This window comes from Listeria goaensis (assembly GCF_900186125.1).
Taxonomy (GTDB): Bacteria; Bacillota; Bacilli; order Lactobacillales; family Listeriaceae; genus Listeria; species Listeria goaensis.
On record NZ_FYBQ01000013.1, the window covers coordinates 1 to 25,879 of the forward strand.

A 25,879-nucleotide genomic window follows, 5' to 3' on the forward strand; every position below is an offset into this window, starting at 1 on the left:
GAACAACGTTCTTTCTTTCATTGTCTGGTAGTTATGGCGAGAAGGTCACACCCGTTCCCATCCCGAACACGGTAGTTAAGCTTCTCTGCGCCGATGGTAGTTGGGGGCTTCCCCCTGTGAGAGTAGGTCGCTGCCGGGCAATTTGGAAGCACTTGGAATTATATTCCAAGTGCTTTTTGTTTGTAAACTTATTTGGGCGTGGAGCTTGCTAGAAGGGGCATTTTTCGTGTATAATTAAAGTCAATTATAGTCAAAGTCAATTTGGACGGCTGGGAAGGAGTATTCGGATGAGAAATATTTCTGATATTATTGAGGCCTACTTGAAGCAAGTTTTAGAATCGAATGAAGCTGTGGAGATTAAGCGGAGTGAAATTGCGAGTAAATTTGAATGTGTTCCTTCGCAAATTAATTATGTTATAAATACGCGTTTTACGATGGAACGTGGCTATATTGTTGAAAGCAAACGTGGCGGAGGCGGCTATATTCGGATTATTAAGGTTCGGATGAATGATAAGGTGCAGCTTTTGGATGCGATTATCGGGATGCTTCGAGATAAGAAGGTGTCACAGGCTTTTTCGGAGGATGTCATTTTACGGCTGTTGGAAGAGGATGTTGTGACGAAAAAAGAAGCGCGTATGATGGTTGCTGCTCTTGATCGCGAGGTTTTAATTATTCCACTACCAGATCGGGATATTTTACGGAGTCGTATTTTGGAAGCGATGCTAGTGGCGTTAAAATACGATTGATTGGGGCGGATGTTGAATGCTATGTGAGAAGTGTGGCAAGAATGAGGCGGTTACGCGAATTCAGGAGTTGCATGCTGATGGGACGATGAGTGTGTATTACTTGTGTGAAGACTGTGCGATTGAAGGTGAAATGGGGCAGTTGGATACTATTAATGATCTTGCATTAGAGTTTTTATCCCTACTGGAGGAAGTTGCTTCTAAGCATTGTGCGCATTGTGGTTTGGAGTATGCGGCTTTTCAGGAGTCGAAACGTCTTGGTTGTGCGGAATGTTATGAGAGTTTTGCGGAACAGTTGGCTCCGACTTTGAGACGGGTGCAAAATGGGCATGTGCGGCATATTGGGAAGGTTCCGAAGATTTTTCAGGAGGAGATGGATACGGCGGCTGTGCTATCTGAACTTTCTGAGCAGCTCCAGAAGATGGTTGAGATGGAACGGTTTGAGGAGGCTGCTAGGCTGCGGGATCAGATTCGAGATTTGAAGTCGAGGAGGGAGAATTTGAATGGGGAAAGCGAATAAGATACTTTTGCCGGTTCTGAGTTCTTGGCTTGACTTGGATGGGGATGATTCGGATGTTGTGATGAGTTCGCGAATTCGAATTGCTCGCAATTTGGCGGAGGAGAAATTTCCTGCTGCGTTTGAAAGTGAGGCGCTTATATCACAGGTTGCTGGTGTTTTAGATGATGATTATGCGCTTTTTAAAATGGCGGACTTGTCGCTTTTGGAACGGGCGCTGCTTGTTGAAAAACATTTGATTAGTCCGTATTTGATGAACAAGAGTAAACTAGGCGCGGTTTTCATAAATGAAGCGGAAAATACAAGTGTGATGATAAATGAGGAGGACCATTTGCGAATTCAATGTATGGAACCGGGGCTTAGGCTTTTTGATGCTCTTGAACGGGCTATGCGTATTGAATCCGAAGTGGAGGACGTGGTGCCCTTTGCGTTTAATCCGGAACTTGGGTTTTTAACCAGTTGTGTGACAAATGTTGGTACTGGGCTGCGTGCTTCGGTTATGGTGCATTTGCCGGGACTTGTTTTGACGAAGCGATTTGGGAAAATGGCGGAAGCGATTAGAAGTGTTGGTTTTGTGGTAAGAGGAATATACGGGGAAGGTAGTGGCTCTCTCGGGCACATTTTTCAGATTTCGAATCAGGTGACACTTGGTAAAACGGAAGAAGAAATTGTGATGGATTTGACGCAGATGATGGAGCAGGTCATTATGCAGGAGCGTGTGAGCAGGACTCATTTGAAGCAGAAATTCCATATTACACTGGAAGACCGTATTTTTAGATCTTTTGGTTTGTTGAAAAATGCGCGTATGCTTACCATGCTGGAAAGTGCGAGTGCCATTTCTGATTTGCATTTAGGTATGGAGCTTGGTATTTTTGAGCATATTACTCGCCAAAAGATAAATGAATTGATACTATTTTCCCAACCAGCTTTCTTACGAAGGGCTGCAGGGCAAGATATGTTAGAGTTAGAAGAAAAAGTTATTCGTGCTTCTGTTATTCGTGACATTTTGCAAGACGTCTAACGGGAAGTGCCTTAAGGAGGAAAACGATATGATGTTTGGCCGGTTTACACAAAGAGCACAAAAAGTACTTGCTTTGTCACAAGAAGAAGCTATGCGTCTAAATCATAACAATTTAGGCACTGAGCATATTTTGCTTGGGCTTGTTCGTGAAGGTGAAGGTATTGCTGCGAAAGCGTTATATGAACTAGGCATTAGTGCTGAAAAGGTTCAACAAGAAGTAGAAGGTTTAATTGGTCAAGGTGAAAAAACAGTGACGACCATTCAATATACACCGCGTGCTAAAAAGGTTATCGAATTATCGATGGATGAAGCGCGCAAACTTGGACACACTTATGTAGGAACAGAACATATTTTACTTGGTTTAATTCGTGAAGGTGAGGGCGTTGCGGCGCGTGTACTTAGCAATTTAGGTGTGAGTTTGAATAAAGCGCGTCAGCAAGTCTTGCAACTTTTAGGCGGCGGGGATAGTGCGGCGTCTGGACGGCAGACGAATACACAGGCGACGCCGACACTTGATAGCTTGGCGCGTGATTTAACAGTGATTGCTCGGGAAGAGAACTTGGATCCGGTTATTGGTCGCGCGAAGGAAATTCAGCGTGTGATTGAAGTATTATCAAGACGGACAAAGAATAATCCCGTTTTAATTGGAGAGCCGGGGGTTGGTAAAACAGCGATTGCTGAGGGGTTGGCGCAGCAAATTGTGCGAAATGAAGTTCCGGAAACACTTCGCGGAAAGCGTGTGATGACGCTTGATATGGGGACTGTTGTTGCGGGTACGAAATATCGTGGTGAGTTTGAAGATCGTTTGAAAAAAGTGATGGATGAGATTCGTCAAGCTGGCAATGTGATTTTATTCATTGATGAGTTGCACACACTGATTGGTGCTGGTGGAGCGGAAGGCGCGATTGATGCTTCGAACATTTTGAAGCCGCCTCTTGCTCGTGGGGAGCTCCAATGTATTGGGGCGACGACACTTGATGAGTATCGTAAATATATTGAAAAGGATGCGGCACTTGAAAGACGTTTCCAACCGATTAAAGTGGATGAGCCGAGTGTTGAAGAATCGATTCAAATTTTACACGGCTTGCGGGACCGTTATGAGGCACACCACCGTGTTGCAATTACGGATGAGGCGCTTGATGCGGCTGTTCGCTTGTCGAATCGCTATATTTCCGACCGTTTCTTGCCGGATAAGGCGATTGACGTGATTGATGAAGCAGGTTCGAAAGTGCGTTTAAAAGCGTATACGACACCTTCTGATTTGAAAGAGATGGAGCTTGAACTTGCGGAGCTGAAGAAGGAGAAAGACGCCGCTGTCCAAGGTCAAGAGTTTGAAAAAGCGGCATCATTCCGCGACCGTGAGCATAAACTTCGGAAAGCTTTGGAAGAAGAAAAGCTTAGTTGGAAGGAAAAACAAGGCCGAGATAACAGTCAAGTAACAGAAGATGTGGTGGCGGAAGTTGTAGCGAGCTGGACTGGAATTCCGGTTATGAAACTAGCGGAAACGGAAACAGATAAGCTGCTAAACATGGAAAAATTACTGCATGAACGTGTGATTGGGCAAGACGAAGCGGTTAAAGCTGTGTCACTTGCGGTTAGACGTGCTCGTGCAGGGTTAAAAGATCCGAAACGCCCAATTGGGTCATTTATTTTCCTAGGTCCGACTGGGGTTGGGAAGACGGAATTAGCACGCGCGCTTGCTGAATCGATGTTTGGTGATGAGGATGCGATGATTCGCGTGGATATGTCGGAATACATGGAGAAATTCTCGACGGCACGATTAGTTGGGGCACCGCCTGGCTATGTCGGCTATGAGGAAGGCGGACAATTGACGGAAAAAGTTCGTCAAAAACCGTATTCTGTTGTTCTTTTAGATGAAATTGAAAAAGCGCATCCAGATGTATTCAATATGTTATTGCAAGTTTTGGATGATGGTCGTTTAACAGATTCGAAAGGTAGAGTTGTTGATTTTCGTAATACGGTTATCATTATGACTTCCAATATTGGAGCGCAAGAAATGAAAGTGGATAAATCGATGGGCTTTAACGTTACTGATGTGACGAAGGATCATAAGGCAATGGAACATCGGGTCTTGCAGGAACTTAAAAAGGCGTTTCGCCCAGAGTTTATTAATAGGATTGATGAAACCATTGTCTTCCATTCGCTAACAGAAAAAGAATTGAAGCAAATTGTAACGCTGTTAACTGGGCAGCTTACAAGCCGGTTAGCGGAGCGTGACATCCACGTAAAACTGACAGACGGTGCGAAGTCTAAGATTGCGAAGGAAGGCTATGATCCGGAATACGGGGCGCGGCCGTTAAAACGTGCGATTCAAAAAAGTATCGAGGACCGCCTTTCAGAAGAGCTTTTGCGCGGCAATGTTCAGGTTGGGGATACAATTGAGATTGGCGTAAAAGATGGTGAGTTTGAGGTTCGTAAAAAGGATGCTAAAAAGCAGAAGGTAACAGCTAAAAAAGCAAAAGTAAAATAAGGCGTAAAGGCTTTTTTCGCGGGGAATCCGTGAGAAAAGCCTTTTTTTGAGGTGTCACAAACTTGAAAATACTTTTTTCACCAAAAAGAATATGCGTTCGTTTGTTCTATGTTACAATGGATTAGGTGGAGGGTGAGAATTATGGCAAAAGCGAGAAGAACAACTAAATTTGTCTGTGGCTCTTGTGGTTACGAGTCGCCAAAATGGATGGGGAAATGCCCAAATTGCGGAGAATGGAACCAAATGGTGGAGGCGCTCGAACCATCGAAGAAAGCGACAAGACAGACGTTTACACATACGGGTGAGGTGTCTAAGGCGACTAAAATTACGGATGTTGTGAGTGAACTGGAGAAACGTGTGCAAACGAATATGCCAGAGCTAAATCGTGTGCTTGGCGGCGGTGTGGTCGTTGGCTCGATGGTTTTAGTTGGCGGGGACCCTGGAATTGGGAAATCAACGCTTCTTTTGCAAGTTTCGGCGGCACTAACTTTGGCTGGAAAACGCGTGCTTTATATTTCTGGTGAGGAATCAGTTAAGCAGACGAAGCTTCGTGCAGAACGGCTCCATGTTTCAGGCGACAATTTATATGTATACGCGGAAACGAACTTGGAAGCTATTCAAGAAACGATTAATTTTATTGAACCGGATTTTGTTATTATTGATTCCATTCAAACGGTGTATCATCCGGATGTTACGAGTGCGGCGGGTAGCGTGTCACAAGTAAGAGAATCAACGGCCGCATTAATGCGGGTTGCGAAATTGCAAAATATTACAGTGTTTATTGTGGGGCACGTTACGAAAGAAGGCGCGATAGCTGGGCCTAGACTTCTTGAACATATGGTAGATACGGTGCTTTATTTTGAAGGTGAACGTCATCACGCTTACCGAATTTTACGCGCGGTCAAAAACCGGTTTGGCTCTACGAATGAAATTGGGATTTTTGAGATGCGTGATGTGGGGCTTGTTGAGGTTCAGAATCCTTCTGAAGTGTTTTTGGAGGAGCGGCTTGAGAATGCTTCTGGCTCTACAGTTGTGGCTTCCATGGAGGGAACAAGGCCGGTTCTTGTGGAAATTCAAGCACTTGTGTCTCCAACGATGTTTGGGAACGCGAAACGAATGGCAACGGGGCTTGATTACAATAAAGTGTCACTTATTATGGCGGTTCTTGAAAAACGAGTTGGTTTGCTTTTGCAAAATCAAGATGCGTATTTAAAAGCGGCGGGTGGCGTTAAATTAGATGAGCCAGCTGTAGATTTAGCTATTGCGGTAAGTATCGCTTCAAGCTATCATGATCGTCCGACAAACAGTACGGACTGCTTTATTGGGGAGCTTGGACTTACGGGTGAAGTGCGCCGTGTTGCACGAATTGAGGAACGTGTGAAGGAAGCGGCGAAGCTTGGATTTAAACGCATTTTTGTGCCAGCGAATAACCGTTTGGAAATTAAAATGCCGAGTGGTGTTTCAATTATTGCAGTTGAAACGATTGCAGAAGCGTTAAAGAAAGCCTTGCCGAAATCTTAAGCTTTCTTTTAAGGAGAAAATTTGCGGGTTGTCTGTTTCATAGTGTAAAATGAAAGGTGTATGAAGCAACGCACAAATATGAAATGAAGGGAGGAAAAAAGATGCTGAAATGGGTAATTAGAGCTTGTTTTGTTTTACTTGGTGGTACAGCGGGTGTTTTTATTTTGCCAGCCGTTTACGCGAAAATGGGTTTGGCAGACCACTTATGGCTTAATAATCCTTATGCCAATGCTTTTGTTGGTGCAATTATATTTTATCTTATTACTTTTTGGGCGGTGAAATATATAGAAGCCGCACTTAATTGGCTTGAGGAAAGATTAACAAAGATTTCGAGTGTGACCATTGTATACGGGGGACTAGGCCTGATTATTGGGCTGGTTATTGCATTTTTTGCAGGCAATGCGTTCAGTCAAACAAGGATTCCAATTATCAATTCGGTTGTGCCGATCGTTTTAACGCTTGTTTTGGGCTACCTTGGTTTTCGTGTGGGGATTAGTCGGCGGAATGAGCTAGGGACGCTGTTTTCTGGGAAAAATGTACGTAAGAAAGCGGCGGATTCGGCTGGTAGAGAAACTCAAAATAGCGACTCGATGGACTATAAAATTCTAGATACGAGTGTTATAATTGATGGGCGCATCGCGGATATTTTAATGACAGGATTTTTAAATGGCGTGATTGTGATACCGCTGTTTGTTTTGGCAGAACTGCAACATATTGCTGACTCTTCGGATACGTTAAAACGGACTCGTGGTCGCCGTGGGCTGGATATTTTAAATCGTATTCAGAAGGAAGATAAGATTAAAGTTGAAATGTATGAAGGCGACTTTGAAGAAATTCCGGAAGTGGACAGTAAACTGGTTAAGCTGGCTAAAATAATGGGTGGCACCGTTGTAACGAATGATTACAATTTGAATAAGGTTTGCGAATTTCAGAATGTACCGGTGTTAAATATTAATGATTTGGCGAATGCGGTTAAACCGGTTGTTTTACCAGGCGAAAAAATGACAGTTCTTGTCGTGAAAGATGGCAAGGAGCATAATCAAGGCGTGGCGTATTTAGATGATGGCACGATGATTGTTGTGGAAGACGGGCGTAAATTTATGAATGAAACGATTGAAGTTGAGGTTACAAGTGTACTTCAGACGTCGGCAGGAAGAATGATTTTTGCAAAACCAAATTGATATTTGGATATTAGGCAGGAGTTAGTGTGAATGAACTATGAACTGATTTTTTTAGCGGCTGGGCAAGGAAAACGGATGAATGCCAAGCGAAATAAAATGTGGCTAGAGTTATTTGATGAGCCGATTTTTGTGCATGCTTTAAAGCCGTTTTTGGCTGATAGCCGCTGTAGTCATATTGTAATTGTTTGTCAGGCGGAGGAAACGGGTTTGGTGAGCGCGGCGCTTGGAAATCTTGAGTTAGCTGATACGTTTGTTGAAGTTGTGGCTGGGGGAACTGAACGGCAGTATAGTGTCAGGAATGGGTTAGCCAAATGTGACGCGGAGCAAATTGTTCTTGTCCATGATGGTGCTAGACCTTTTGTGACGCTTGATATTGTGGACCGGTTGCTTGATGCAGTTTCTGAAAAAGATGCTAGCATTTGTGCGGTGAAGGTGAAAGATACGGTGAAACGTGTTTCGCTTGGCCTAGTTCGAGAGACGGTTGATCGGGAAAATCTTTGGCAAATTCAGACGCCGCAAGCTTTTAAGTCATCGCTTTTAAAAGAGGCGCACGAGAAGGCGTTCGCGGAAGGCTTTCTTGGAACAGATGAAGCGAGTCTTGTTGAGCGTCTTTCTGCCCCGATAAGTGTTGTGGAAGGTAGTTATTACAACATTAAGTTGACAACACCTGAGGATATGCCGCTTGCGAAGGCGATTTTTGGTGAGATGGGAGGGAATGTTAGATGATTCGAATTGGTCAGGGCTATGATGTGCATCAGCTTGTGGCGGGTAGGAAGCTGATTATTGGTGGGATTGAGATTCCATATGAGAAGGGCTTACTTGGGCATAGTGATGCGGATGTGTTGCTTCATACGGTGACGGATGCGATTATTGGTGCTGTGGCTAGGCGTGATATTGGGCATTTCTTCCCGGATACGGATATGGCTTATAAGGATGCGGATTCGGCTGAGCTTTTGCTTAAAGTGTGGCAAGAGGTTAAGGCGGAAGGATACAAGTTATCCAATTTAGATTGTACGATTATTGCTGAGAAGCCAAAAATGGCGCCTTATGTGGATGCTATGAAAATGCGGATTGCGGAGCTTTTAGATGCTTCGCCGTCAGAAGTGAATGTGAAAGCGACGACGACGGAAAAATTAGGTTTTACGGGTCGTGGCGAAGGAATAGCGAGTTTAGCGGTTGTACTGCTTGAAAAGTAAAAGGAGTGAATAGTTTTGGTTGAAAATAAGAAGGTTCGTGTACGGTATGCGCCAAGTCCAACTGGTTTTTTGCATATTGGGAATGCGCGTACGGCACTTTTTAATTATTTATTTGCAAGACATAATGATGGGGACTTTGTGATTCGTATTGAGGATACGGATTTAAAGCGTAACGTCTGGGACGGCGAGGAAAGCCAACTTAGAAATTTGAAATGGCTTGGGATTGACTGGGATGAAGGCATTGATAAGCCAGGTAAGTACGGACCGTATCGCCAGTCGGAACGTAAAGCGATTTATGATCCACTTTTGGAACAGCTTTTAGAAGAAGGTAAGGCGTATAAGTGTTACTGTACGGAGGAAGAACTCGAGGCGGAACGTGAGGCGCAAAAAGCACGTGGTGAAATGCCACGTTACGGCGGGAAATGTCGCCATCTAACTGATGCTGAACGTGCTGAAAAAGAAGCAGCAGGGCTAAAACCGAGCATTCGTTTTGCTGTGCCAGAAAATGAGACGATTACATTTAATGATATGGTAAAAGATGATGTTTCTTTTGATACGAATGGCATTGGCGACTTTGTTATTGGGAAAAAAGATGGTATGCCAACGTATAATTTTGCGGTGGCTGTGGATGACCACTTGATGGAAATGACGCATGTTCTTCGCGGTGATGACCATATTTCCAATACGCCGAAACAAATTATGATTTATGATGCGTTTGGTTGGGAAGCACCAATTTTTGGTCATATGACGCTGATTGTTAATGAAAGTAGACGCAAACTCAGCAAGCGTGATGGTTCAATCATTCAGTTCATTGAGCAGTATCGCGACTTAGGCTATCTTCCAGAAGCGCTATTTAACTTTATTGCGATGCTTGGATGGTCGCCAGAGGGTGAGGAAGAAATTTTCTCGAAGGAAGAATTTATTAAAATTTTCGACCCGAATCGGCTTTCGAAATCGCCGGCACTCTTTGATACAAACAAATTGACGTGGGTGAACAACCAATACGTGAAGAAGCTACCGCTAAACGATGTGGTCGAACTTTCTTTACCACACTTGCAAAAAGCGGGCGTGGTGCCTGAGCAATTGGATGCGGAAGAACTAGAATGGATACACAAATTGGTGTCGCTATATCATGAACAAATGAGTTATGGCGCGGAAATCGTGGGCTTGACGGAAATGTTCTTTGCGGATGCTGGCCAATTGAATTTCGACGAGGAAGAACAGGCGGTGCTAGCTGAGGATACGGTGCCGGTTGTCATTCGTGCCTTCGCAAATGAGGTGGCAAGTTTGGATCCGTTCGTGGCGGATGAAGTCAAAGCGGCCATCAAACGCGTGCAAAAGGAAACTGGTGTGAAAGGAAAAGGCCTCTTCATGCCGATTCGTATTGTCGCAACTGGTGAGATGCACGGCCCTGAATTGCCGCTTGCGATTGAAGTTTTGGGCAAGGAAAAGGTTTTAAGTCGTCTAAATGGCTGGCTGAAAAAATAAACTGAAAGGACGTTGTGAGGCAGAAGCGCCTCCGCGTTCTTTTTGCTTTATTCCCAAATAATAATGGTTGCGATTCTCGTTTTTGTTGTTATAATAGAAGTACTATAGTTGTCCGAAAACGGTGATGGGAAGAAGTACGGAGTTGCGCGCTTACAGAGAGAGCCATGTTGCTGCGATTGGCTTAGCTCAACAACTCCTGAAATGCATCCCTGAGTTCTAGTGGGAAATGCGAAGAGTATCACTAGACGTCAACAGGTCGTTACCCCTGTATACAAGGTGGGGCTTGATATTTCAAGCCCAATCAGAGTGGAACCGCGCAAGACGTCTCTGTATGGGGGTGTCTTTTTGTTTGGGCTCTTACGGGCTAAGCCCGTTAGAGCCCAAATATAAGAACGAGCAAAGCGAGTTGTTAATCCAAGGTTTTAACCTTACGGGCTAAGCCCGTTAGAGCCCAAATATAAGAACGAGCAAAGCGAGTTGTTAATCCATGCAGTGAAACTAAAAGGGCTAAGCCCGCATGAAGACTACACGTGCATGAGCGAAAGCGAGTTCAGACCCACAAACGCCCCCAAAAAAATCCCAACCCAATGGAGGAACTGAAAATGGCAAGGAAATTTATAGAGGATTTAGATACTGTCATCAAAAATGACCCGGCGACGCGCAAACGAATCGATGCTTTTTTCACAAATGCAGGGGTCCACGCTATCTGGATTTACCGTGTGGCACATTTTTTCTATCAACATAATATGATTGTGTTGTCGAAGATGCTATCACAATTTGCGCGGTTTATGACAAATATTGAAATTCACCCTGGGGCTGTGATTGGCAGACGCTTGTTTATTGACCACGGGGCGGGGGTTGTCATTGGGGAGACGGCTGAACTTGGAACGGACGTGATTTTGTTTCATGGTGTTACACTTGGCGGGACGGGAAAAGATACAGGGAAGCGGCATCCGACGGTTCGAAACGGGGTGCTGATTTCAGCGGGCGTTAAAATACTTGGGCCTGTTGAAGTTGGTACGGAAGCAAAAATAGGGGCTGGAGCTGTTGTTTTAAAGGATGTTCCACCGTGTGCGACAGTAGTCGGAATTCCTGCAAAAGTGGTGCGGCTAAACGGGCGCACAGTGGCGCATACAGAGCCAAACTTGGAAAGCCTTTTTGAAAGAATCGAACAGTTAGAAGAAAAAATAGCGAAATTTGAACGAGGAGCTGGTGAATAAGATGTCTTTGCAAATTTATAATACGTTGACGCGTGAAAAGGAGATTTTCAAACCGATAAATGATGGGAAAGTAAAAATGTATGTCTGCGGACCGACTGTGTACAACTATATCCACATTGGGAATGCGCGGCCGATTATTGTGTTTGACACGGTGCGCCGGTATTTCACGTATCGCGGGTATGATGTGCAGTTTGTATCGAATTTCACGGATGTGGATGATAAGTTGATTCGCGCGGCGGAGGAGCTCAAGCTTACGGTTCCGGAAGTGGCGGATAAATTTATTGGCGCGTATTTTGATGATGTCGACCAGCTAAACGTGGCGAAAGCGACGGTGAATCCTCGTGTGACGGAAAATATGGATGAAATTATTGATTTTATTTCGGCACTCATTGAAAAGGGCTTTGCGTATAAGTCTGGCGGGGACGTGTATTACCGCACGAAAAAATTTGATGGCTACGGGAAATTATCGCATCAGCCGCTGACGGAGCTTCAGATGGGCGCGCGAATTGAGGCGAATGAATTGAAAGAAGACCAGCTTGATTTTGTTCTTTGGAAAAGTGCGAAACCAGGCGAGATTTTTTGGGAGAGTCCGTTTGGCAAGGGGCGTCCGGGCTGGCATATTGAGTGCTCGACGCTTGCACGCAAATATTTAGGCGACACGATTGATATCCACGCAGGCGGTCAAGATTTGATTTTCCCACATCACGAGGATGAAATTGCGCAATCGGAAGCGTTAACGGGCAAAACTTTTGCGAATTACTGGATGCATAACGGCTTTTTAAACATTGATGGGGAAAAAATGTCGAAGTCGCTTGGGAATTTTATTACGCTACATGACGTTTTAGAGGACCATGACCCGAATGTGATTCGGTTTTTCATGCTTTCTGTTCATTACCGCAGACCGATTTCGCTTAGCGATGCGACACTAAATGATGCGGAAAATGGGCTCGAACGCCTGCGGACGACGTATCACAATTTGGACTACCGGATTCAGTCGGTGGAGGAAGATTTTAGCGACGCGGAGCACAAAGAAGAATGGCTTGAGCAACTTACGGAGCTAAAAATGCAATTTGAAGATGAAATGGATGATGATTTTAATACGGCGAATGCGATTACAGCTTTTCATGAGCTTGCTAAACGCGCGAATATTTATTTGACACGTGACCACGTTTCGGTGACTGTTTTACGTGAGTTTTATAGCATGATGCGTTTGTTTGCAGAAGTTTTAGGGGTTCGCCTTGCGGGAACTTCGGCAGCCACGCTTGATGACGCTGAAATTGATGCCCTCATTGAGGAACGCTTACAAGCACGAAATGAGCGAAACTTCGCGCGCGCCGATGAAATTCGTGATTTGCTCAAAGAAAAAGAGATTATTTTGGAAGACACAGCACACGGTACGCGCTGGAAACGAGGGTAAGAAATGGCGAAGGTGAAAGACTACAAACAGCTGAACGGCCTTGCGCTCGCGTACATGGGCGATGCGGTTTACGAGCAACATATTCGGCTCTACTTATTAAAACTAGGGAAAACAAAACCCAATCAGTTGCAAAAAAAAGCGACGGAATTTGTTTCGGCGAAAGGGCAGGCAAAAGTTTTAAACACGCTCTTAGAACGCGGCTTTTTAACGGAAGACGAAACGGCTGTTTATAAACGCGGTCGCAATGCGAAATCCTACTCGCTACCTAAAAACACAGATGCGGCGACATACAATTTATCGAGCGCATTTGAGGCGGTCATTGGTTATTTGTATTTGGGTGAGGAAGAAAATCGGCTTATGGAATGGCTAGATGCGGCAGTTCAGATTATCGAGGAGGGGAACTAATATGGAACAAAATGAAGAATGGATTGGCGGCAGAAACCCTGTACTCGAAGTGCTCCGTTCAGGTCGCGACATTCATAAAATTATTATTTCAGAAGGCTCGCAAAAAGGAGTCATGAAACAAATTATTGGCCTTGCCAAAGAGCGACACGTGGAAGTGCGTTTTGTCCCAAAAGCAAAGGTTGATAAAGTAGTACCGGGTTCAAATCAAGGTGTGGCGGCGCAAATTGCGGCGTATCGCTACTTTGAGTTAGAAGATTTATTTCGCGCAGCGGAACAAAAAGATGAGTTGCCATTTTTCATTATTCTTGATGAACTGGAAGATCCACATAACTTGGGCTCGATTATGCGTACAGCTGATTCTGTAGGGGCGCACGGGATTATTATTCCGAAACGCCGTTCAGTAAGCTTGACGCAAACAGTGGCGAAGGCTTCAACAGGTGCGATTGAATATGTTCCCGTTGTGCGCGTGACGAACATTACGAAAACGATGGAAGACTTGCAAAAAAGAGGTTTATGGATTTTTGGTACGGATGCGTCTGGCAGCAGTGACTACCGCACGATGGATGCGGATTTGCCGCTCGCGCTTGTGATAGGCAGTGAAGGCCGCGGAATGAGTCGCCTTGTGCGCGAAAAATGTGACTTCCTGATTCACTTGCCAATGGTCGGAAAAGTAACGTCTTTAAATGCATCGGTCGCAGCTAGTATTTTGCTCTATGAAGTTTATAGGAAGAGAAATCCACTGGAATGAACCGCGTTTTGCTGGTTGATGGCTATAATGTAATCGGTGCATGGCCTGAACTTGCTCGTCTAAAAGATTATGACCTCGAAGCAGCGAGAAATACTCTTATCGCCTGGATGGCAGAATACAAAAGTTATACAGGCTACCGCGTAGTAATCGTATTTGATGCACAATATGTGCGCAAAGTGGAGCGGAAAATAACACGAAATAAAGTAGAAATTGTTTTTACAAAAGAAGATGAGACTGCGGACGAATATATTGAACGAAAAGCAATTGAATGGAAAAACGCTAAAACGCAAATTATGGTCGCAACAAGTGATTATACGGAGCAGTGGGCGATTTTTGGGCAAGGCGCGTTACGAATTTCCTCACGCGAATTGCTTTTTGAAATTCAAGAAATGAGCCGTACAATTGACCGGAAAATGAAACGGATTCGTGCCGAAATGCCAAAATCAAAGCTGGATTTAGATTCTGAAACAATAAAACGCTTAGAAATGTGGCGCAGAGGCGAAAAATAAAGGTTGACGATGCGGGAGTGAACTCTGTATAATAAAGCAAAATCTTTAGCAAAGGAGCCAAATCGAATTGACGAAAGAACAAAATCAGGAAATGGATTTGCTGACACTTGCTAGAGGAGGAAACACGGAAGCGCTTGAATATTTCTTTGATAAGTATCAAAGCGTGGTTTACTGGAAAGCGACCCAATATTTTTTGCAGGGTGCCGACCGTGAAGATTTAATTCAAGAAGGCATGATTGGGCTTTTTAAAGCTATTCGGGATTACAATCCGGAGAAAGCGGCTTCGTTTAAATCATTTGCAGAAATTTGTATTAATAGGCAGCTTTTATCGGCGGTCAAGCGCGGGGCACGAAAGAAAAATAATCCGCTTAATCAATCGATTTCTCTTGACACACCAATGAGCTCGGACGATGAGCTAGACTGGACGCTCATCGATGTCATCTCGGAAAAGCAAGCGGAAACCCCGGAAGATTTTTTAATCAAAAATGAAGATTTTACAAATGTTGCAAAGAAGCTCGAGGCGCTCACGAGTGAATTCGAGCGAAATGTTTTGAAGCAGTATTTAGAGGGAAAAAGTTATCATGAAATGGCGGTAGCTTTTAAGGTGAAGGAGAAAGCAATCGATAATGCTTTGCAGCGCATCAAACGAAAGATGACGAAAGACTTATGAACGGCTTTATGGCAGTTTTGTCACAAAAATTCGTTTGACTTGAACTTTATGAGATGATATATTTATAGAGATGCAAAGTCTTCTAATAAGACTACGCAAATGAGAGTAGCGGAGTTGACGGAAGCATATGAAGAAAAAAACATCACTTGCTTGTAGCGAGTGCGGTTCAAGAAATTATTCAATTAGTGCCAGTGGTTCGCATAAACAAGTTCGTTTAGAGGTTAAGAAATTTTGCCGGCACTGTAATAAACACACTTTACATCGAGAAACAAAATAGTTTTAATTGGAGGTTTAAACATGTCTGCGATTTCAAGATTTTTTAAAAACGTGACGTCTGAAATGCGAAAAGTGACTTGGCCAACTAGAAAAGAATTGACAAGTTACACGGTAACAGTTGTCATTACGGTTATTTTATTTGCTGTATTCTTTATGCTGTTAGACTTTGGAATTGAACAGCTTATTCAACTTATTCTGTAATGCTGGGCAATTTTAAAAATTAATGGTATAATACTACTTGTGATGAAACCCGAGTGAATCCGGGTTTTTTGTTTTGGCTGAATCGAAAACAAAGGAGGATGGTGACAAAAGGTGTCGCCAACTAACAAATGGAAAAAAATTGGTATGTCGTCCACACTTACTCGGGCTATGAAAATAAAGTAAAAGCTAACTTGGAAAAACGTGTTGAATCAATGGGCATGTCGGATAAAATCTTCCGCGTTATTGTCCCAGAAGAAGATGAAACAGAAGTGAAAAATGGTAAAACAAAAACGATTAAACGTAAAGTATTCCCAGGTTATGTGCTTGTTGAAATCGTGATGACAGATGACTCTTGGTACGTTGTTCGTAATACACCGGGCGTTACGGGATTCGTTGGTTCCGCTGGTTCAGGCTCAAAACCAACAGCCCTTTTACCTGAAGAAGCTGATCGCATTCTGAAGAGCATGGGCATGATGGATAAACTGCTTGATGCTGACTTTGAAATTGGTGAAACGGTTATGGTTAAAGAAGGTCCGTTTGCTGATTACTCTGGTAAAGTCGACGAAATGGATATGGATAAAGGTAAAGCAAAAGTTATGGTCAACATGTTCGGTCGGGAAACTCCGGTTGAAGTTGATTTCAATCAGATTGAGAAAATTTAATTGGAAGGCGCAGTTCCGTTTTGGAGCTGTGTTTTTTTGTTAAAAAATAATGTTTTTGACGTAACCGTGAAAATTTATGAAAAAATTTTCTAAACTGTAGTTTTTTTATCGAAAATTAGCTAAAAAAGTTTTTGCAATCCGTTGTAAGATTATTTGTGAAGGTAGTGAATGAAAAAGGAGGGAAATAAGTTTTAAAGGAGTTCACTAAATAATTTTTCGCAATCAGGAGGAGAAAATGAAAAAGAAACAAATTTTGAAAAAAGGTGCTGTGGCGCTTGTTGCATTTAATGTATTAGCGTCTACAGCTTTAACAGCAATACCAGCAACTGTAAGTGCGGCGGAATCTACTAGCCCGCAAGTACGCTCGACAGTTGTTACACCAGTGAATATTCTTAAAAACCCAACTTTTACAGCGAATGCAATAGGATTTGATGACTGGACGCCTGCGTATAATGATCAAGTTATTACAGGTGGCATGAGTAAAGATAGCTCAGGATCATTTATTTTTGAATCTGGACAATCGACAGTAAAACAAATTACTGGTGGATTACGCTTTTGGTCGTATGGAGGTAAGGGAACACTTACACAGAAAGTTCATGTTATTAAAGGTGAAACATATCGTTTAAGTGCAATTGTTAAAGATACTGGTAGCATACTAGATGCAGGAGCTGACTTTTATTATAAAGTTGGTGAAACAGAAGTTCATAAAGCAGCTAAAGAAATCGGGACATTTAATTATGACTATACTGCACCTGCAACAGGTGACATTGACGTGATGATTGGGATGGCACGTGGTGGAAATATTGGTGTTAATACCGCAAGTATGTCATTGACTGATTTATCATTTAAAAATACAGATGTTACACCACCAGAAGTACCGACAATTAATCCGATTTATACAGATGCCAACCTTGCGACAGGTAAAGCAGAGCCAAATACAACAGTCATTTTAACAACGGAAGATAATCAAGTTGTTAAAGGTGATGTAGATGCAGATGGTAACTATTCCGTTCTGTTACCGCGCCAAATTATGGGACATGTTGTGACTGTTGCAAACCAAGATATTGCAGGGAATATTAGTGATGTAACGACTTCCTTACCTGTACGACAAGGGGAATTAAGTAAGCCAATCATTAATGCGGTGACAAATGATACTACGGTTGTTAGCGGGGAAGCTGATTTAGCTGTTAATGTAAATGTTAAAGTTATTAAAGAAGATGGTACTGAAAAAGCATACGTAGGAAATACAGATAATAGCGGACATTACTCAGTAGAAATTGCTAAACCTGAATATGGTGATAAAGTTCAAGTTGTGACTTCAGGAAATGGTAAAGTAAGTCCTGTAGGAGAAACGACTGTTATAGATGCGATTAAACCAGCCGCACCAATTGTAGAAGATGTTTATACAGATACTGTTGAAATTAAAGGTCAAGGAACTTATGGTAACAAAGTGGAAGTTACGTTACCAACAGGTGCACTAGATCCAGTTTCAGTTTCAGCTGATGGAACATTCAACATTGAAATTCCAGCACAAGCTGAAGGTGCTAAAATTAGTATTGCTCAAATTAAACCATCTGGACTAAAAGGTGATGCGACAGTTAAGACTGTTCAACCTGGTGATTTACCGCAACCTATCATTAGTGAAATTACAGATCAATCTACAAAAATCGAAGGAACAGCTACACCAAACGCTGATTTTAAAATTATTGTAAAAGATCAAGATGGTACTGCTGTTAAAAATCCGTACATTGGAACAGTGGATTCAACAGGTAAATTCTCAATTTTGGTAGATAAATTATTGCCGACATATACAGTTACAATGACATTATCGAAAGGTGAACAAGTCAGCAAAGAAAAAGTTGTACAAGTTAAAGATGTGACAGCTCCAGCTACTCCGGTAGTGAAAGACATTTCAGCAGATGATAAAACGATTACTGGTACTGGTGAGGCTGGTACGACAGCGATTGCTAAAGTGAATGGTCAAGAAATTGGACGTGCTACAGTTGCTGAAAATGGACAGTTCCAAATTGCAATCTCTCAACAAGCTGAAAATGCGGTTATTAGTGTAGTGCTTGAAGATGCAGCTAGTAATGTTTCGCAAGCAGTAACAAAAACAGTGACTCGTTCAACTAAATTTGATTTAACGGTTCCAGAAACACTAACTGTTGGAACAAGCACATTTAGCGGAACATACGGTGCTGGTATTTCTAAAGTGCGTCTATTTGTTAACGGCACAGTTGTTTCACAAGCTACGACAAGTAATGGTACTTATACGTTTAATAATATTGATAAATTTATTGTGTCTGCAACGGATATTGTGGAAGTAGTCGGCGTAGATAGTAAATATGCTCCAGTTAAAAAAGTACAGGTTGCACTAAAAGGAAACTTAATTAAAGTCCTTATACCGGATACTTACAGCTACGGGGCAAGTCAATTAACAGGTCAATATGATGACAGTGCTTATAAAATCCGTCTAATTGTTAACGGAGAAATTAAAGCGCAAGCGACAGTAGATGCTTCAACACATAAATTTACTTTTAATAATGCTTCAAGCTTAATTACAAGCCCATCTGATACTGTTGAAGTGGTGGCTGTGAATAAGCAGTATGCAGAAATTTATCGCGCGCCGGTCGATGTGGAAAATTCGACAGCGAATGCGCTGACTGTAGAATCTTACGAAATGGGAAGTACTACTTTAGCGGGAACATATGGTTCAGGAATTTCTAAAGTACGTCTTGCTATTGACGGGAAAATTGTTGCACAAGCTATTAACAATAATGGCACATACACATTCAATAATGTAGATAAACTGATTACTTCTAACCAAGCTAAAGTTGAAGTGGTAGCAGTCAACTCTCTTTATCAAGAGGTTAGCCGTAAACCAGTTGAACTAAAAGGGACATTATACACGTTAACAGCTAACACATACAATGCTGGTGATACAGTGTTAAGTGGAACATACGGGGAAGGCATTTTGAAAGTGCGTTTATTTGTGAACGGTGTAGTGAAGGCACAGGCAACAATGGATGAAGCAACACATAAGTTTACATTTAACAATGCAGGAAGCTTTATTGTAGGTCCATCTGATAAAGTTGAAATTGTAGCGGTTAATTCGCAATATGTTGAAGTGAAGCGACTAACAGTAAACGTTGTTAATGCGGCTGAATTAAATGCGCTAACAGTTGATAGTGCATATAAAATTGGTGCAGATACATTAACAGGAACATACGGGACATTAGGCTCTAAAGTACGTCTGTTTGTAAATGGAGTTGTGAAGCGCCAAGCGGATGTAGCGGACGGAAAATATACTTTTTCTAACCTAAAAGCCCTAGGAATTGCTTCTGCAGATAAAGTTGAAGTAGTTTTAGTGAATGCGGCTTATCAAGAAATTAATCGCGTTACAGTAAATGTTGTAGAATAAAAGAAGAAGGATTCCTTAACCCTTTTAAATCGGGGATGGGAATCCTTTTTTATTTGGAAATTATTAATGAAACGCTAAATGATTTTTCTTCATTTGAAATAGTGTAGTCCACATTGCTGTATTTGTGAGCAATCTTTTGGAAGATATATAGGCCTCGTCCTTGGTGGCCTTTTTTACTTGTTCTCCCTTTTTGAACCAATTGGCTTGTTTGGAGTATGTGCGTATCTGAAGTGGAATTTGTTAAATTAACTTCTAGCGCATCAGGCTGGGCAGCTAGACGGAGCTTGATTGTGGGATTTTCAGCATGTTCCGTCGCTTCGATGGCGTTATTGAATAGGATAGAGAGCACCCTAAGAAAATCGATTGTGTTTATGATGGTACGCTCGACTGGATAGGGAATATCTAGTTCGATGTGAATGTTTTTTTCTCGAGCTCGCGAAAGGTAATACATGATGGAGCTTTGTACGCTAGGAAGATAGATTTGCTGCACTTCTGTAAATTGTTGGTCGGGTGTATGACTTTTGATGTACGTATGCAGATTAGTCGTCATTTCTTTTACCTTGACCAAGTCGCCTTTTTCAGCGTGAATTTGAATAGTGAGCAGCAGTGCTTCGAAATCGTGGATAAAATCAAGTGCGAATTCGGTTTTTCGATGTTGTTCTTCGAGGTAAGCTAAATGTTGCGTTAAGAATTGGTAATCTCGGGCGGTTTTCGTTAGTTGAATTAAGAACAGCAGCAAGATTACGAAAAAAATCGAATTGATTAAGCCGAATATGGCAAAGAGGAGGCGGTTGTCTCCGAAAAAAACAAGACGAATTGTGTTAATGATAAAAAGTGCAGGAATAACAATTATTACGGACAACTGTGTTAAGCGGCTTTGCTTATTATTGACTAATATGTCAATCCAGTGAAACTTTTTATTTAAATATAAAAGGAGTAGGTCTATAGCGATAATGATGATGATGAAACTAATGCTTAAAAGTAAAAAATATTTTTCTTCCCATAAACCAGCAAACGTCATGATTTTAACCTTAATAAAATCGAGCGATAGGGAAAAAGACAGTATGATGGTGAGAAAATTAATGGCGATAATAATCGCAGCTGCGAACAAATTATTTAGACGGCGGTAAGCGAAATAACAATGTGGGAGTGTGAGTAGAAATGGAACAAGCCACATTGCTGAAAGTGTAACTAAGGTGTGATTTGAAATAATAAAAAACATGCCAAGAATCATGAGAATCATAAAGCCGACCAATTTGAAAGCATCGCGGTAGCTTATAAATAAAGGAGCATTAAGCAGCAATAAATTAACAAGTAGTCCTGAATAACCAGCAATTAGAATAATGTAATCAGATAAAATAAACATGGAGTGGCTCCCCCTAAGAATTCAAATGTTTAAGTAGTTTATCGATGATTTTTTTACTGGCATATAGTTCATAACCATAATTGAAGTGAATAATACCGAGCTTTCGATCAATGGAATTTATTTCATTTGTATTAATAATGAATGATTTTAAATTGGTATAAAAATTATTGTCCTCACATAGTAATTTTAAAGCACTAATTGGATAGCGTACGGAAAGACTACGGTTTTTACAATTGATTTCGGAATAGTTTTTACTACCCGTTAATGTTTGAATAAAAACAATATCTTTTTTTCTTAAAAAAAGTCGTTCTGACCCATTTTTTAAAATAATATCGCCTGTCAAAGCTTTTTTGGCTTCTTTTTCTTTAATGTCCTCGAAAATTTTTTGAATTTGCGCTGGAATGGAATCTAAACTATCAGATTTTTTGATGAGGTAACCGGAAGGGAGAATATGTCGATTGATAATTTCTAAACTTTTATTCTGATAAGATGTGATGAAGTAAAGATAGCAGTGGGCGTTTTTGTGGCGAATTAATTCAGCGATGTCAATGCCAGACATGGCTTCCTTTAAAGCGATATCAAGAAAATAAATGTCGTTATCCATAATGGGAAGTGTTTCAAGCTGATTTATAAAGGAATTGATATTGGAAATGATATGCATATCGGAAACAATGTCAAGTTCTTGAGTGGAAGTCAAGATGCAATTTTCGATGAATTCTCTATGGAGAAAATCATCCTCAACCAGGAAAATATTCATTTTATCCATACTCCTTCCTCCAAAGTGCCAAAAATAGGTCACAAAGGAGTTAAAAAAACTATTAATTGCTTTATCATTATATTTGTAACACGTTAAATGTTGAAAAACAATAGCTAAGATCAAGTTTACATTAATTTTAAAGAATAAGATAGATGTAGAACGAATATTCTTTATTATGTTCAAAAATCCGCATGTATATAAAATATACATTTTTGTAGCAAAAAACAAAGCGAAACCATAAAATTTCACGAAAAAAAGCGTATATTTGCACTAAAGTTGACATTTTCGTAAAAAATTGACCGTATCTGCAACTTTTATTACACTTTGGCCTATTCTTCCTTGAAAAGATTTTAGATACAATAAATTGGGAGAGGAGGGGCGTCATGGACTTTCTAAGTCTGCATGAGAAAATAACTGAGCATCAAAATTTATCGTTATTTCTGTTAAGTAAGTTCAAATATAAGAAGACAGAGTTGAAAAAGAATATGGAATATCGTGTAAAAGAAAATGAATTTATTATTGTGCTAAACGGATTATCGATAAAAAAAATTAACAATCGGATTACAGGGGAATATCAGTATAGCTTTAATTCAGAAGGCGATTTTATTTTTATGGTAGAGGATGATGAAACTTATTATTTAAGCAATATAAAAAAATGTCATATTGCAATCCTAAATAAAGACGCTATTTTTGACACACTCGAAGAAGACGGCTTACTTGTACATCTTTTTTTGGAACAATATTTGAAAGTTGAAGAAGAAATGCATTTCTTAAATTTACAGCTTTTAAACTCAAATAAGCGGATTATTCACTATATATTACAAATTTCTAGACTCAATCAACAAGCTTTTAAATTGCCATATCTGTTGTTTCCTAAAGAAATTACTGTAACAAGCTTAGCGAAATACTGCAATTGCAATCGAATAACGGCTTCAAGGCTGTTAAGTAAATTAAAAGAGAAAAAGTACATTTTTCCAGAAGAAGAGGGCTTTATGATTCCTGAGGAAAATGTGGAGTATCTTTTAAATATGTAAGAAGGAGAGAATTTTATGAAAAAAGTTGGACTTATAATGAGCTTAACGCTCATGCTGCTTAGTCTAATGGCCTGTGGCAATAATGCGGAAACGACAAAGTTGGAACAGAGAAAAACGGCATCATGGCAAATCACACCCACAAAAATTGTGCAGCAAGATAGTTCGGAAAAAGGTAAAAAAGAATTGGTGATTTCATACAAAGTAAAAAATATCTCGAAAAAAGAGCAAGGAATTGTGGCTGCTGACTTTTTCTTAACTGACAATGATGAACATTATTTTTATGCAAAAGGTAGTTTGAAAAACATAAATGAAGTTGTGAAACCGGGTGACGAGAAAGAAGGAAAAGGATATTACATTATTCCAAAAGACTTGAAAAAAGCAGACTTAATCTATAGCCCAATTAATTCAGAAGAAAAAACTACTTGGAAAAATCTATCTATTCAAAACTAAGTATGGAAAAGGATGACGGGCTATTGAATATCTTGTATTTGCATCAATATTTTGCAACACTATCTTCCTCGACCTCCATTAGAAGCTTTATTTTTTCACAGAAATTGGTCGAAAATGGACATCAAGTTACCGTTATAACGACAGATGCGTTCATGAAGCAGGAAGAACCTTACAAAATTACAGGTGATGTGAAATATTATCATATCGAAGGCGTAGAAATTTTGGCGGTTCATAGCGATTATAGTAATTTTTTAGGGAAAAAAGCTCGGATTATAGAGTTCTTAAAATTTATGCGGAAAGCTGAACGCGTTGGTAAGACGTTGCCCAATATTGATTTAATATTTGCTACTTCTACACCACTTACAATTGGTATTACCGCGATGGGATTAAGTAAAAAACTGAAGGTGCCTTTCGTATTTGAAGTTCGTGATCTATGGCCAGAAGCGCCAATTCAAATGGGCTACATAAAATCTAAGCCCCTTCAACATATATTACGACGAATGGAAAAACGGATTTATGAAAAAGCCGCACATATTGTCTGTTTATCACCAGGCATGGCGGACGGCGTGCGACTAAGTGGCATTTCAGAAGATAAAATTTCGGTCATTCCTAATTTGGCAGATTTAGAACTATTCACTGATGAAAATATTAATTATTCGCTGAAACAGGAAATTAAAGAAAAATGGAATTTGGAAAATCAATTTATTATTTCGCACATTGGCGCTATGGGAGAGGCAAATGGCTTACACTATTTGTTAGACGCGGCGGAACGAATTAGCAAGCAAAATGTGCCGGACATTCAGTTTCTTATCGTAGGCAGTGGGAAAACAAAACCAGAACTTGTTTCTGAATGTGAAAGGCGGAATATTCAAAATGTTATTTTTTTAGATATGATTGAAAAAAGAGATGTGCCAACATATTTAGATTTGGCGCATATCACAATAACGAGCTTTTTACCTAAACCGATATTAGCTACAAATTCGCCAAATAAATTTTTTGATGCATTAGCAGCTGGAAAACCAATCATCGTGAATTCTGATGGCTGGACGAGAGAGATTGTTGAAAAGCATAAAATAGGTTACTACGTTGATGCTAGAAACCCGCAACAATTAGCTGATTTGTTAATAGAGCTAAAAGATAACAAAGAAACTTTACGAGGTTTGAAAAAAGAAATTAAGGCTGTGGCGGAAGCTGAATTTAGCGCTAGACGTGCAGCTAAAGACTTACTTGGAATTTTAGAACAAGTTGCGATGAAGAGGGGGCAGAAATATTGAATATTGCGATTGTAGGAACAGGGTACGTTGGATTAGTGACAGGTGTTGGTTTGGCAGCAATTGGTCATAATGTGACCTGCATTGATATTGATCAAACGAAAATTCAGAAGTTAAACAATGGGGTTTCGCCGATTTATGAACCGGGCATTGAGTCGCTCATTTTAAAAAATATTGCGGAAGGAAGACTAAGTTTTACATCGTCTTTTGCTGAAGGTGTTTACTTGGCAGATGCTGTTTATTTAGCGGTTGGAACGCCTACTGGAAGTGATGGGCAAATTGATATGACTTATTTTAATCAGGCTGCTAGCGCAATTGCTGAGGCTATTACAAAGCCAACTGCTGTGGTCATCAAAAGTACTGTGCCCGTTGGGACAAATAAGGAATTACAATGCTTGATGGATCAACAAGCGGGTTGCAAAGTTACGGTAGTTTCAAATCCGGAATTTTTACGTGAAGGAATGGCGCTTCATGACATGTTTCACGGGGACCGAATTGTGATTGGCGCGACTGATGAAAAAGTGATTCAAATGATGGAGGAAATTAATTCACCTTTTGAAATTCCAATTGTGACAACGACACCGAAAAGTGCGGAATTAATTAAGTATGCGTCGAATGCTTTTTTAGCTACTAAAATTAGTTTTATTAACGAAATTGCTAATTTATGCGACCGAGTTGGTGCTGACGTGCAGGAAGTTAGTTTCGGAATGGGGCTCGATAAACGGATTGGAAAGAAATTTTTACAAGCAGGTATTGGTTACGGGGGCTCGTGCTTTCCGAAAGATACACTTGGTTTATTGCAAATTGCGCATGAAGCGGGTATGACATTTCCATTACTTCAGGAGGTTATTCAGACGAATGCCGAGCAGCAGCGAGTGCTTGTAAGTAAATTGCTTGAAAAAATGGGAGCAATTCGGGGTAAGAAAATCGCGATTCTAGGAATCGCTTTTAAACCAAATACGGATGATGTTCGTGAAGCGCCAGCGCTTAGAATTATAGATGAGCTTGCGAGTTACGGGGCGCTTATTTCTGCGTTTGACCCGGTTGTGAAGGCGGAAGATGTGGCAATGCCTGAGAACGCTAAGCTTTCTAGTTCTATTCGGGAGACACTTGAGCAAGCGGATGCGGCGCTAGTTGTGACGGAATGGGATGAAATTAAAGCGATTCGAGCGGAGGATTTTAAAGAATGGATGAGTCAGGCGCATGTGTTTGACGGTAGAAATTGTTTTAATCCAGACGAAATGTCTAAGCTAGGCGTTTATTATGAAGCGATTGGTCGCGGAGGAGAAATTAAAGAGTTGGTTGCGAAATAAA

The 25,879-nt window shown here is 41.1% G+C and carries 25 protein-coding genes, 1 rRNA gene and 1 other annotated feature; of the genes, 24 read left to right on the plus strand and 2 right to left on the minus strand.

Annotated elements, in window-relative coordinates; genetic code table 11:
- The first annotated feature begins 23 nt into the window (after window positions 1-23).
- From rrf to CFT42_RS12720, 20 genes are all read left to right on the plus strand, one after another.
- A 5S ribosomal RNA gene (rrf, locus tag CFT42_RS12625) occupies window positions 24-139 on the plus strand.
- A 148-nt stretch (window positions 140-287) separates the two neighbouring features.
- Window positions 288-746: a CtsR family transcriptional regulator gene (locus tag CFT42_RS12630; protein ID WP_088811022.1), complete on the plus strand. Its 459-nt coding sequence runs from the start codon at window positions 288-290 to the stop codon at window positions 744-746.
- 16 nt (window positions 747-762) lie between these two features.
- On the plus strand, window positions 763-1,263 hold the full coding sequence (locus CFT42_RS12635; protein WP_088811021.1) for a UvrB/UvrC motif-containing protein: 501 nt from the start codon (window positions 763-765) through the stop codon (window positions 1,261-1,263).
- The gene (locus CFT42_RS12640) at window positions 1,247-2,281 is read left to right on the plus strand and encodes a protein arginine kinase (protein WP_088811020.1); all 1,035 of its coding nucleotides are present in this window, start codon (window positions 1,247-1,249) and stop codon (window positions 2,279-2,281) included. The genes CFT42_RS12635 and CFT42_RS12640 overlap by 17 nt, the downstream gene beginning before the upstream one ends.
- Window positions 2,282-2,309: 28 nt before the next feature.
- Window positions 2,310-4,772, plus strand: a complete 2,463-nt coding sequence (locus CFT42_RS12645; protein ID WP_088816277.1) for an ATP-dependent Clp protease ATP-binding subunit — start codon at window positions 2,310-2,312, stop codon at window positions 4,770-4,772.
- A gap of 141 nt (window positions 4,773-4,913) precedes the next feature.
- Window positions 4,914-6,293, plus strand: a complete 1,380-nt coding sequence (gene radA / locus CFT42_RS12650; RefSeq protein WP_088816278.1) for a DNA repair protein RadA — start codon at window positions 4,914-4,916, stop codon at window positions 6,291-6,293.
- Window positions 6,294-6,394: 101 nt separating this feature from the next.
- Window positions 6,395-7,474 carry a PIN/TRAM domain-containing protein gene (locus CFT42_RS12655; RefSeq protein WP_088811017.1) on the plus strand — a complete coding sequence of 360 codons (1,080 nt, stop codon included), beginning with the start codon at window positions 6,395-6,397 and terminating at the stop codon, window positions 7,472-7,474.
- A gap of 30 nt (window positions 7,475-7,504) precedes the next feature.
- On the plus strand, window positions 7,505-8,200 hold the full coding sequence (gene ispD / locus CFT42_RS12660; protein WP_088811016.1) for a 2-C-methyl-D-erythritol 4-phosphate cytidylyltransferase: 696 nt from the start codon (window positions 7,505-7,507) through the stop codon (window positions 8,198-8,200).
- Complete coding sequence (gene ispF, locus CFT42_RS12665; RefSeq protein WP_088816279.1) at window positions 8,197-8,670, plus strand: 2-C-methyl-D-erythritol 2,4-cyclodiphosphate synthase; 474 nt, start codon at window positions 8,197-8,199, stop codon at window positions 8,668-8,670. Before ispD ends, ispF begins: the two co-directional genes overlap by 4 nt.
- A 15-nt stretch (window positions 8,671-8,685) precedes the next feature.
- Window positions 8,686-10,158 (plus strand): glutamate--tRNA ligase, encoded by a 1,473-nt coding sequence (gltX, locus tag CFT42_RS12670; RefSeq protein WP_088816280.1) that lies wholly within the window; start codon window positions 8,686-8,688, stop codon window positions 10,156-10,158.
- Window positions 10,159-10,270: 112 nt separating this feature from the next.
- Window positions 10,271-10,490 (plus strand) — a binding site (T-box leader).
- Window positions 10,491-10,760: 270 nt separating this feature from the next.
- Window positions 10,761-11,378, plus strand: coding sequence for a serine O-acetyltransferase EpsC (gene epsC, locus CFT42_RS12675; protein WP_088811013.1), 618 nt, complete (start codon window positions 10,761-10,763; stop codon window positions 11,376-11,378).
- 1 nt (window position 11,379) lies between these two features.
- The gene (gene cysS, locus CFT42_RS12680) at window positions 11,380-12,795 is read left to right on the plus strand and encodes a cysteine--tRNA ligase (protein WP_088811012.1); all 1,416 of its coding nucleotides are present in this window, start codon (window positions 11,380-11,382) and stop codon (window positions 12,793-12,795) included.
- A 3-nt stretch (window positions 12,796-12,798) separates the two neighbouring features.
- A complete protein-coding gene (locus CFT42_RS12685; RefSeq protein WP_088811011.1) occupies window positions 12,799-13,200 on the plus strand; it encodes a Mini-ribonuclease 3 in 402 nt (133 codons plus the stop codon).
- Window position 13,201: 1 nt separating this feature from the next.
- A complete protein-coding gene (rlmB, locus tag CFT42_RS12690; protein ID WP_088811010.1) occupies window positions 13,202-13,948 on the plus strand; it encodes a 23S rRNA (guanosine(2251)-2'-O)-methyltransferase RlmB in 747 nt (248 codons plus the stop codon).
- Window positions 13,945-14,457 carry an NYN domain-containing protein gene (locus CFT42_RS12695; RefSeq protein WP_088816281.1) on the plus strand — a complete coding sequence of 171 codons (513 nt, stop codon included), beginning with the start codon at window positions 13,945-13,947 and terminating at the stop codon, window positions 14,455-14,457. Before rlmB ends, CFT42_RS12695 begins: the two co-directional genes overlap by 4 nt.
- Before the next feature lie 91 nt (window positions 14,458-14,548).
- A complete protein-coding gene (locus tag CFT42_RS12700) occupies window positions 14,549-15,127 on the plus strand; it encodes an RNA polymerase factor sigma-70 (protein ID WP_088811024.1) in 579 nt (192 codons plus the stop codon).
- Window positions 15,128-15,254: 127 nt separating this feature from the next.
- Window positions 15,255-15,404: a 50S ribosomal protein L33 gene (gene rpmG, locus CFT42_RS12705; protein WP_007471971.1), complete on the plus strand. Its 150-nt coding sequence runs from the start codon at window positions 15,255-15,257 to the stop codon at window positions 15,402-15,404.
- 20 nt (window positions 15,405-15,424) lie between these two features.
- Window positions 15,425-15,604: a preprotein translocase subunit SecE gene (gene secE, locus CFT42_RS12710; RefSeq protein ID WP_088811008.1), complete on the plus strand. Its 180-nt coding sequence runs from the start codon at window positions 15,425-15,427 to the stop codon at window positions 15,602-15,604.
- Between the two features lie 128 nt (window positions 15,605-15,732).
- Window positions 15,733-16,266 (plus strand): transcription termination/antitermination protein NusG, encoded by a 534-nt coding sequence (nusG, locus tag CFT42_RS12715; RefSeq protein WP_088811007.1) that lies wholly within the window; start codon window positions 15,733-15,735, stop codon window positions 16,264-16,266.
- A 235-nt stretch (window positions 16,267-16,501) separates the two neighbouring features.
- Window positions 16,502-19,687, plus strand: coding sequence for an Ig-like domain-containing protein (locus CFT42_RS12720; protein ID WP_088816282.1), 3,186 nt, complete (start codon window positions 16,502-16,504; stop codon window positions 19,685-19,687).
- Between the two features lie 49 nt (window positions 19,688-19,736).
- Here CFT42_RS12720 and CFT42_RS12725 read toward each other — a convergent pair whose 3' ends face one another.
- Together CFT42_RS12725 and CFT42_RS12730 are read right to left on the minus strand one after the other, a co-directional pair.
- Entirely contained in the window at window positions 19,737-21,053 is a 1,317-nt protein-coding gene (locus CFT42_RS12725; RefSeq protein WP_088816283.1) for a GHKL domain-containing protein, read from the minus strand.
- Between the two features lie 13 nt (window positions 21,054-21,066).
- Window positions 21,067-21,819, minus strand: a complete 753-nt coding sequence (locus tag CFT42_RS12730; RefSeq protein ID WP_244169973.1) for a LytR/AlgR family response regulator transcription factor — start codon at window positions 21,817-21,819, stop codon at window positions 21,067-21,069.
- A 374-nt stretch (window positions 21,820-22,193) separates the two neighbouring features.
- Between CFT42_RS12730 and CFT42_RS12735 the strand changes: the two genes are divergently transcribed.
- The 4 genes from CFT42_RS12735 to CFT42_RS12750 are packed head-to-tail and all read left to right on the plus strand — an operon-like array spanning window position 22,194 to window position 25,878.
- A complete protein-coding gene (locus CFT42_RS12735; RefSeq protein ID WP_088816284.1) occupies window positions 22,194-22,844 on the plus strand; it encodes a cyclic nucleotide-binding domain-containing protein in 651 nt (216 codons plus the stop codon).
- Between the two features lie 15 nt (window positions 22,845-22,859).
- Window positions 22,860-23,294 (plus strand): DUF4352 domain-containing protein, encoded by a 435-nt coding sequence (locus CFT42_RS12740; protein WP_088816285.1) that lies wholly within the window; start codon window positions 22,860-22,862, stop codon window positions 23,292-23,294.
- A 23-nt stretch (window positions 23,295-23,317) separates the two neighbouring features.
- Complete coding sequence (locus CFT42_RS12745) at window positions 23,318-24,568, plus strand: glycosyltransferase family 4 protein (RefSeq protein WP_159458170.1); 1,251 nt, start codon at window positions 23,318-23,320, stop codon at window positions 24,566-24,568.
- Entirely contained in the window at window positions 24,565-25,878 is a 1,314-nt protein-coding gene (locus tag CFT42_RS12750) for a UDP-glucose dehydrogenase family protein (RefSeq protein WP_088816287.1), read from the plus strand. Before CFT42_RS12745 ends, CFT42_RS12750 begins: the two co-directional genes overlap by 4 nt.
- The last annotated feature ends 1 nt before the right edge of the window (window position 25,879 follow it).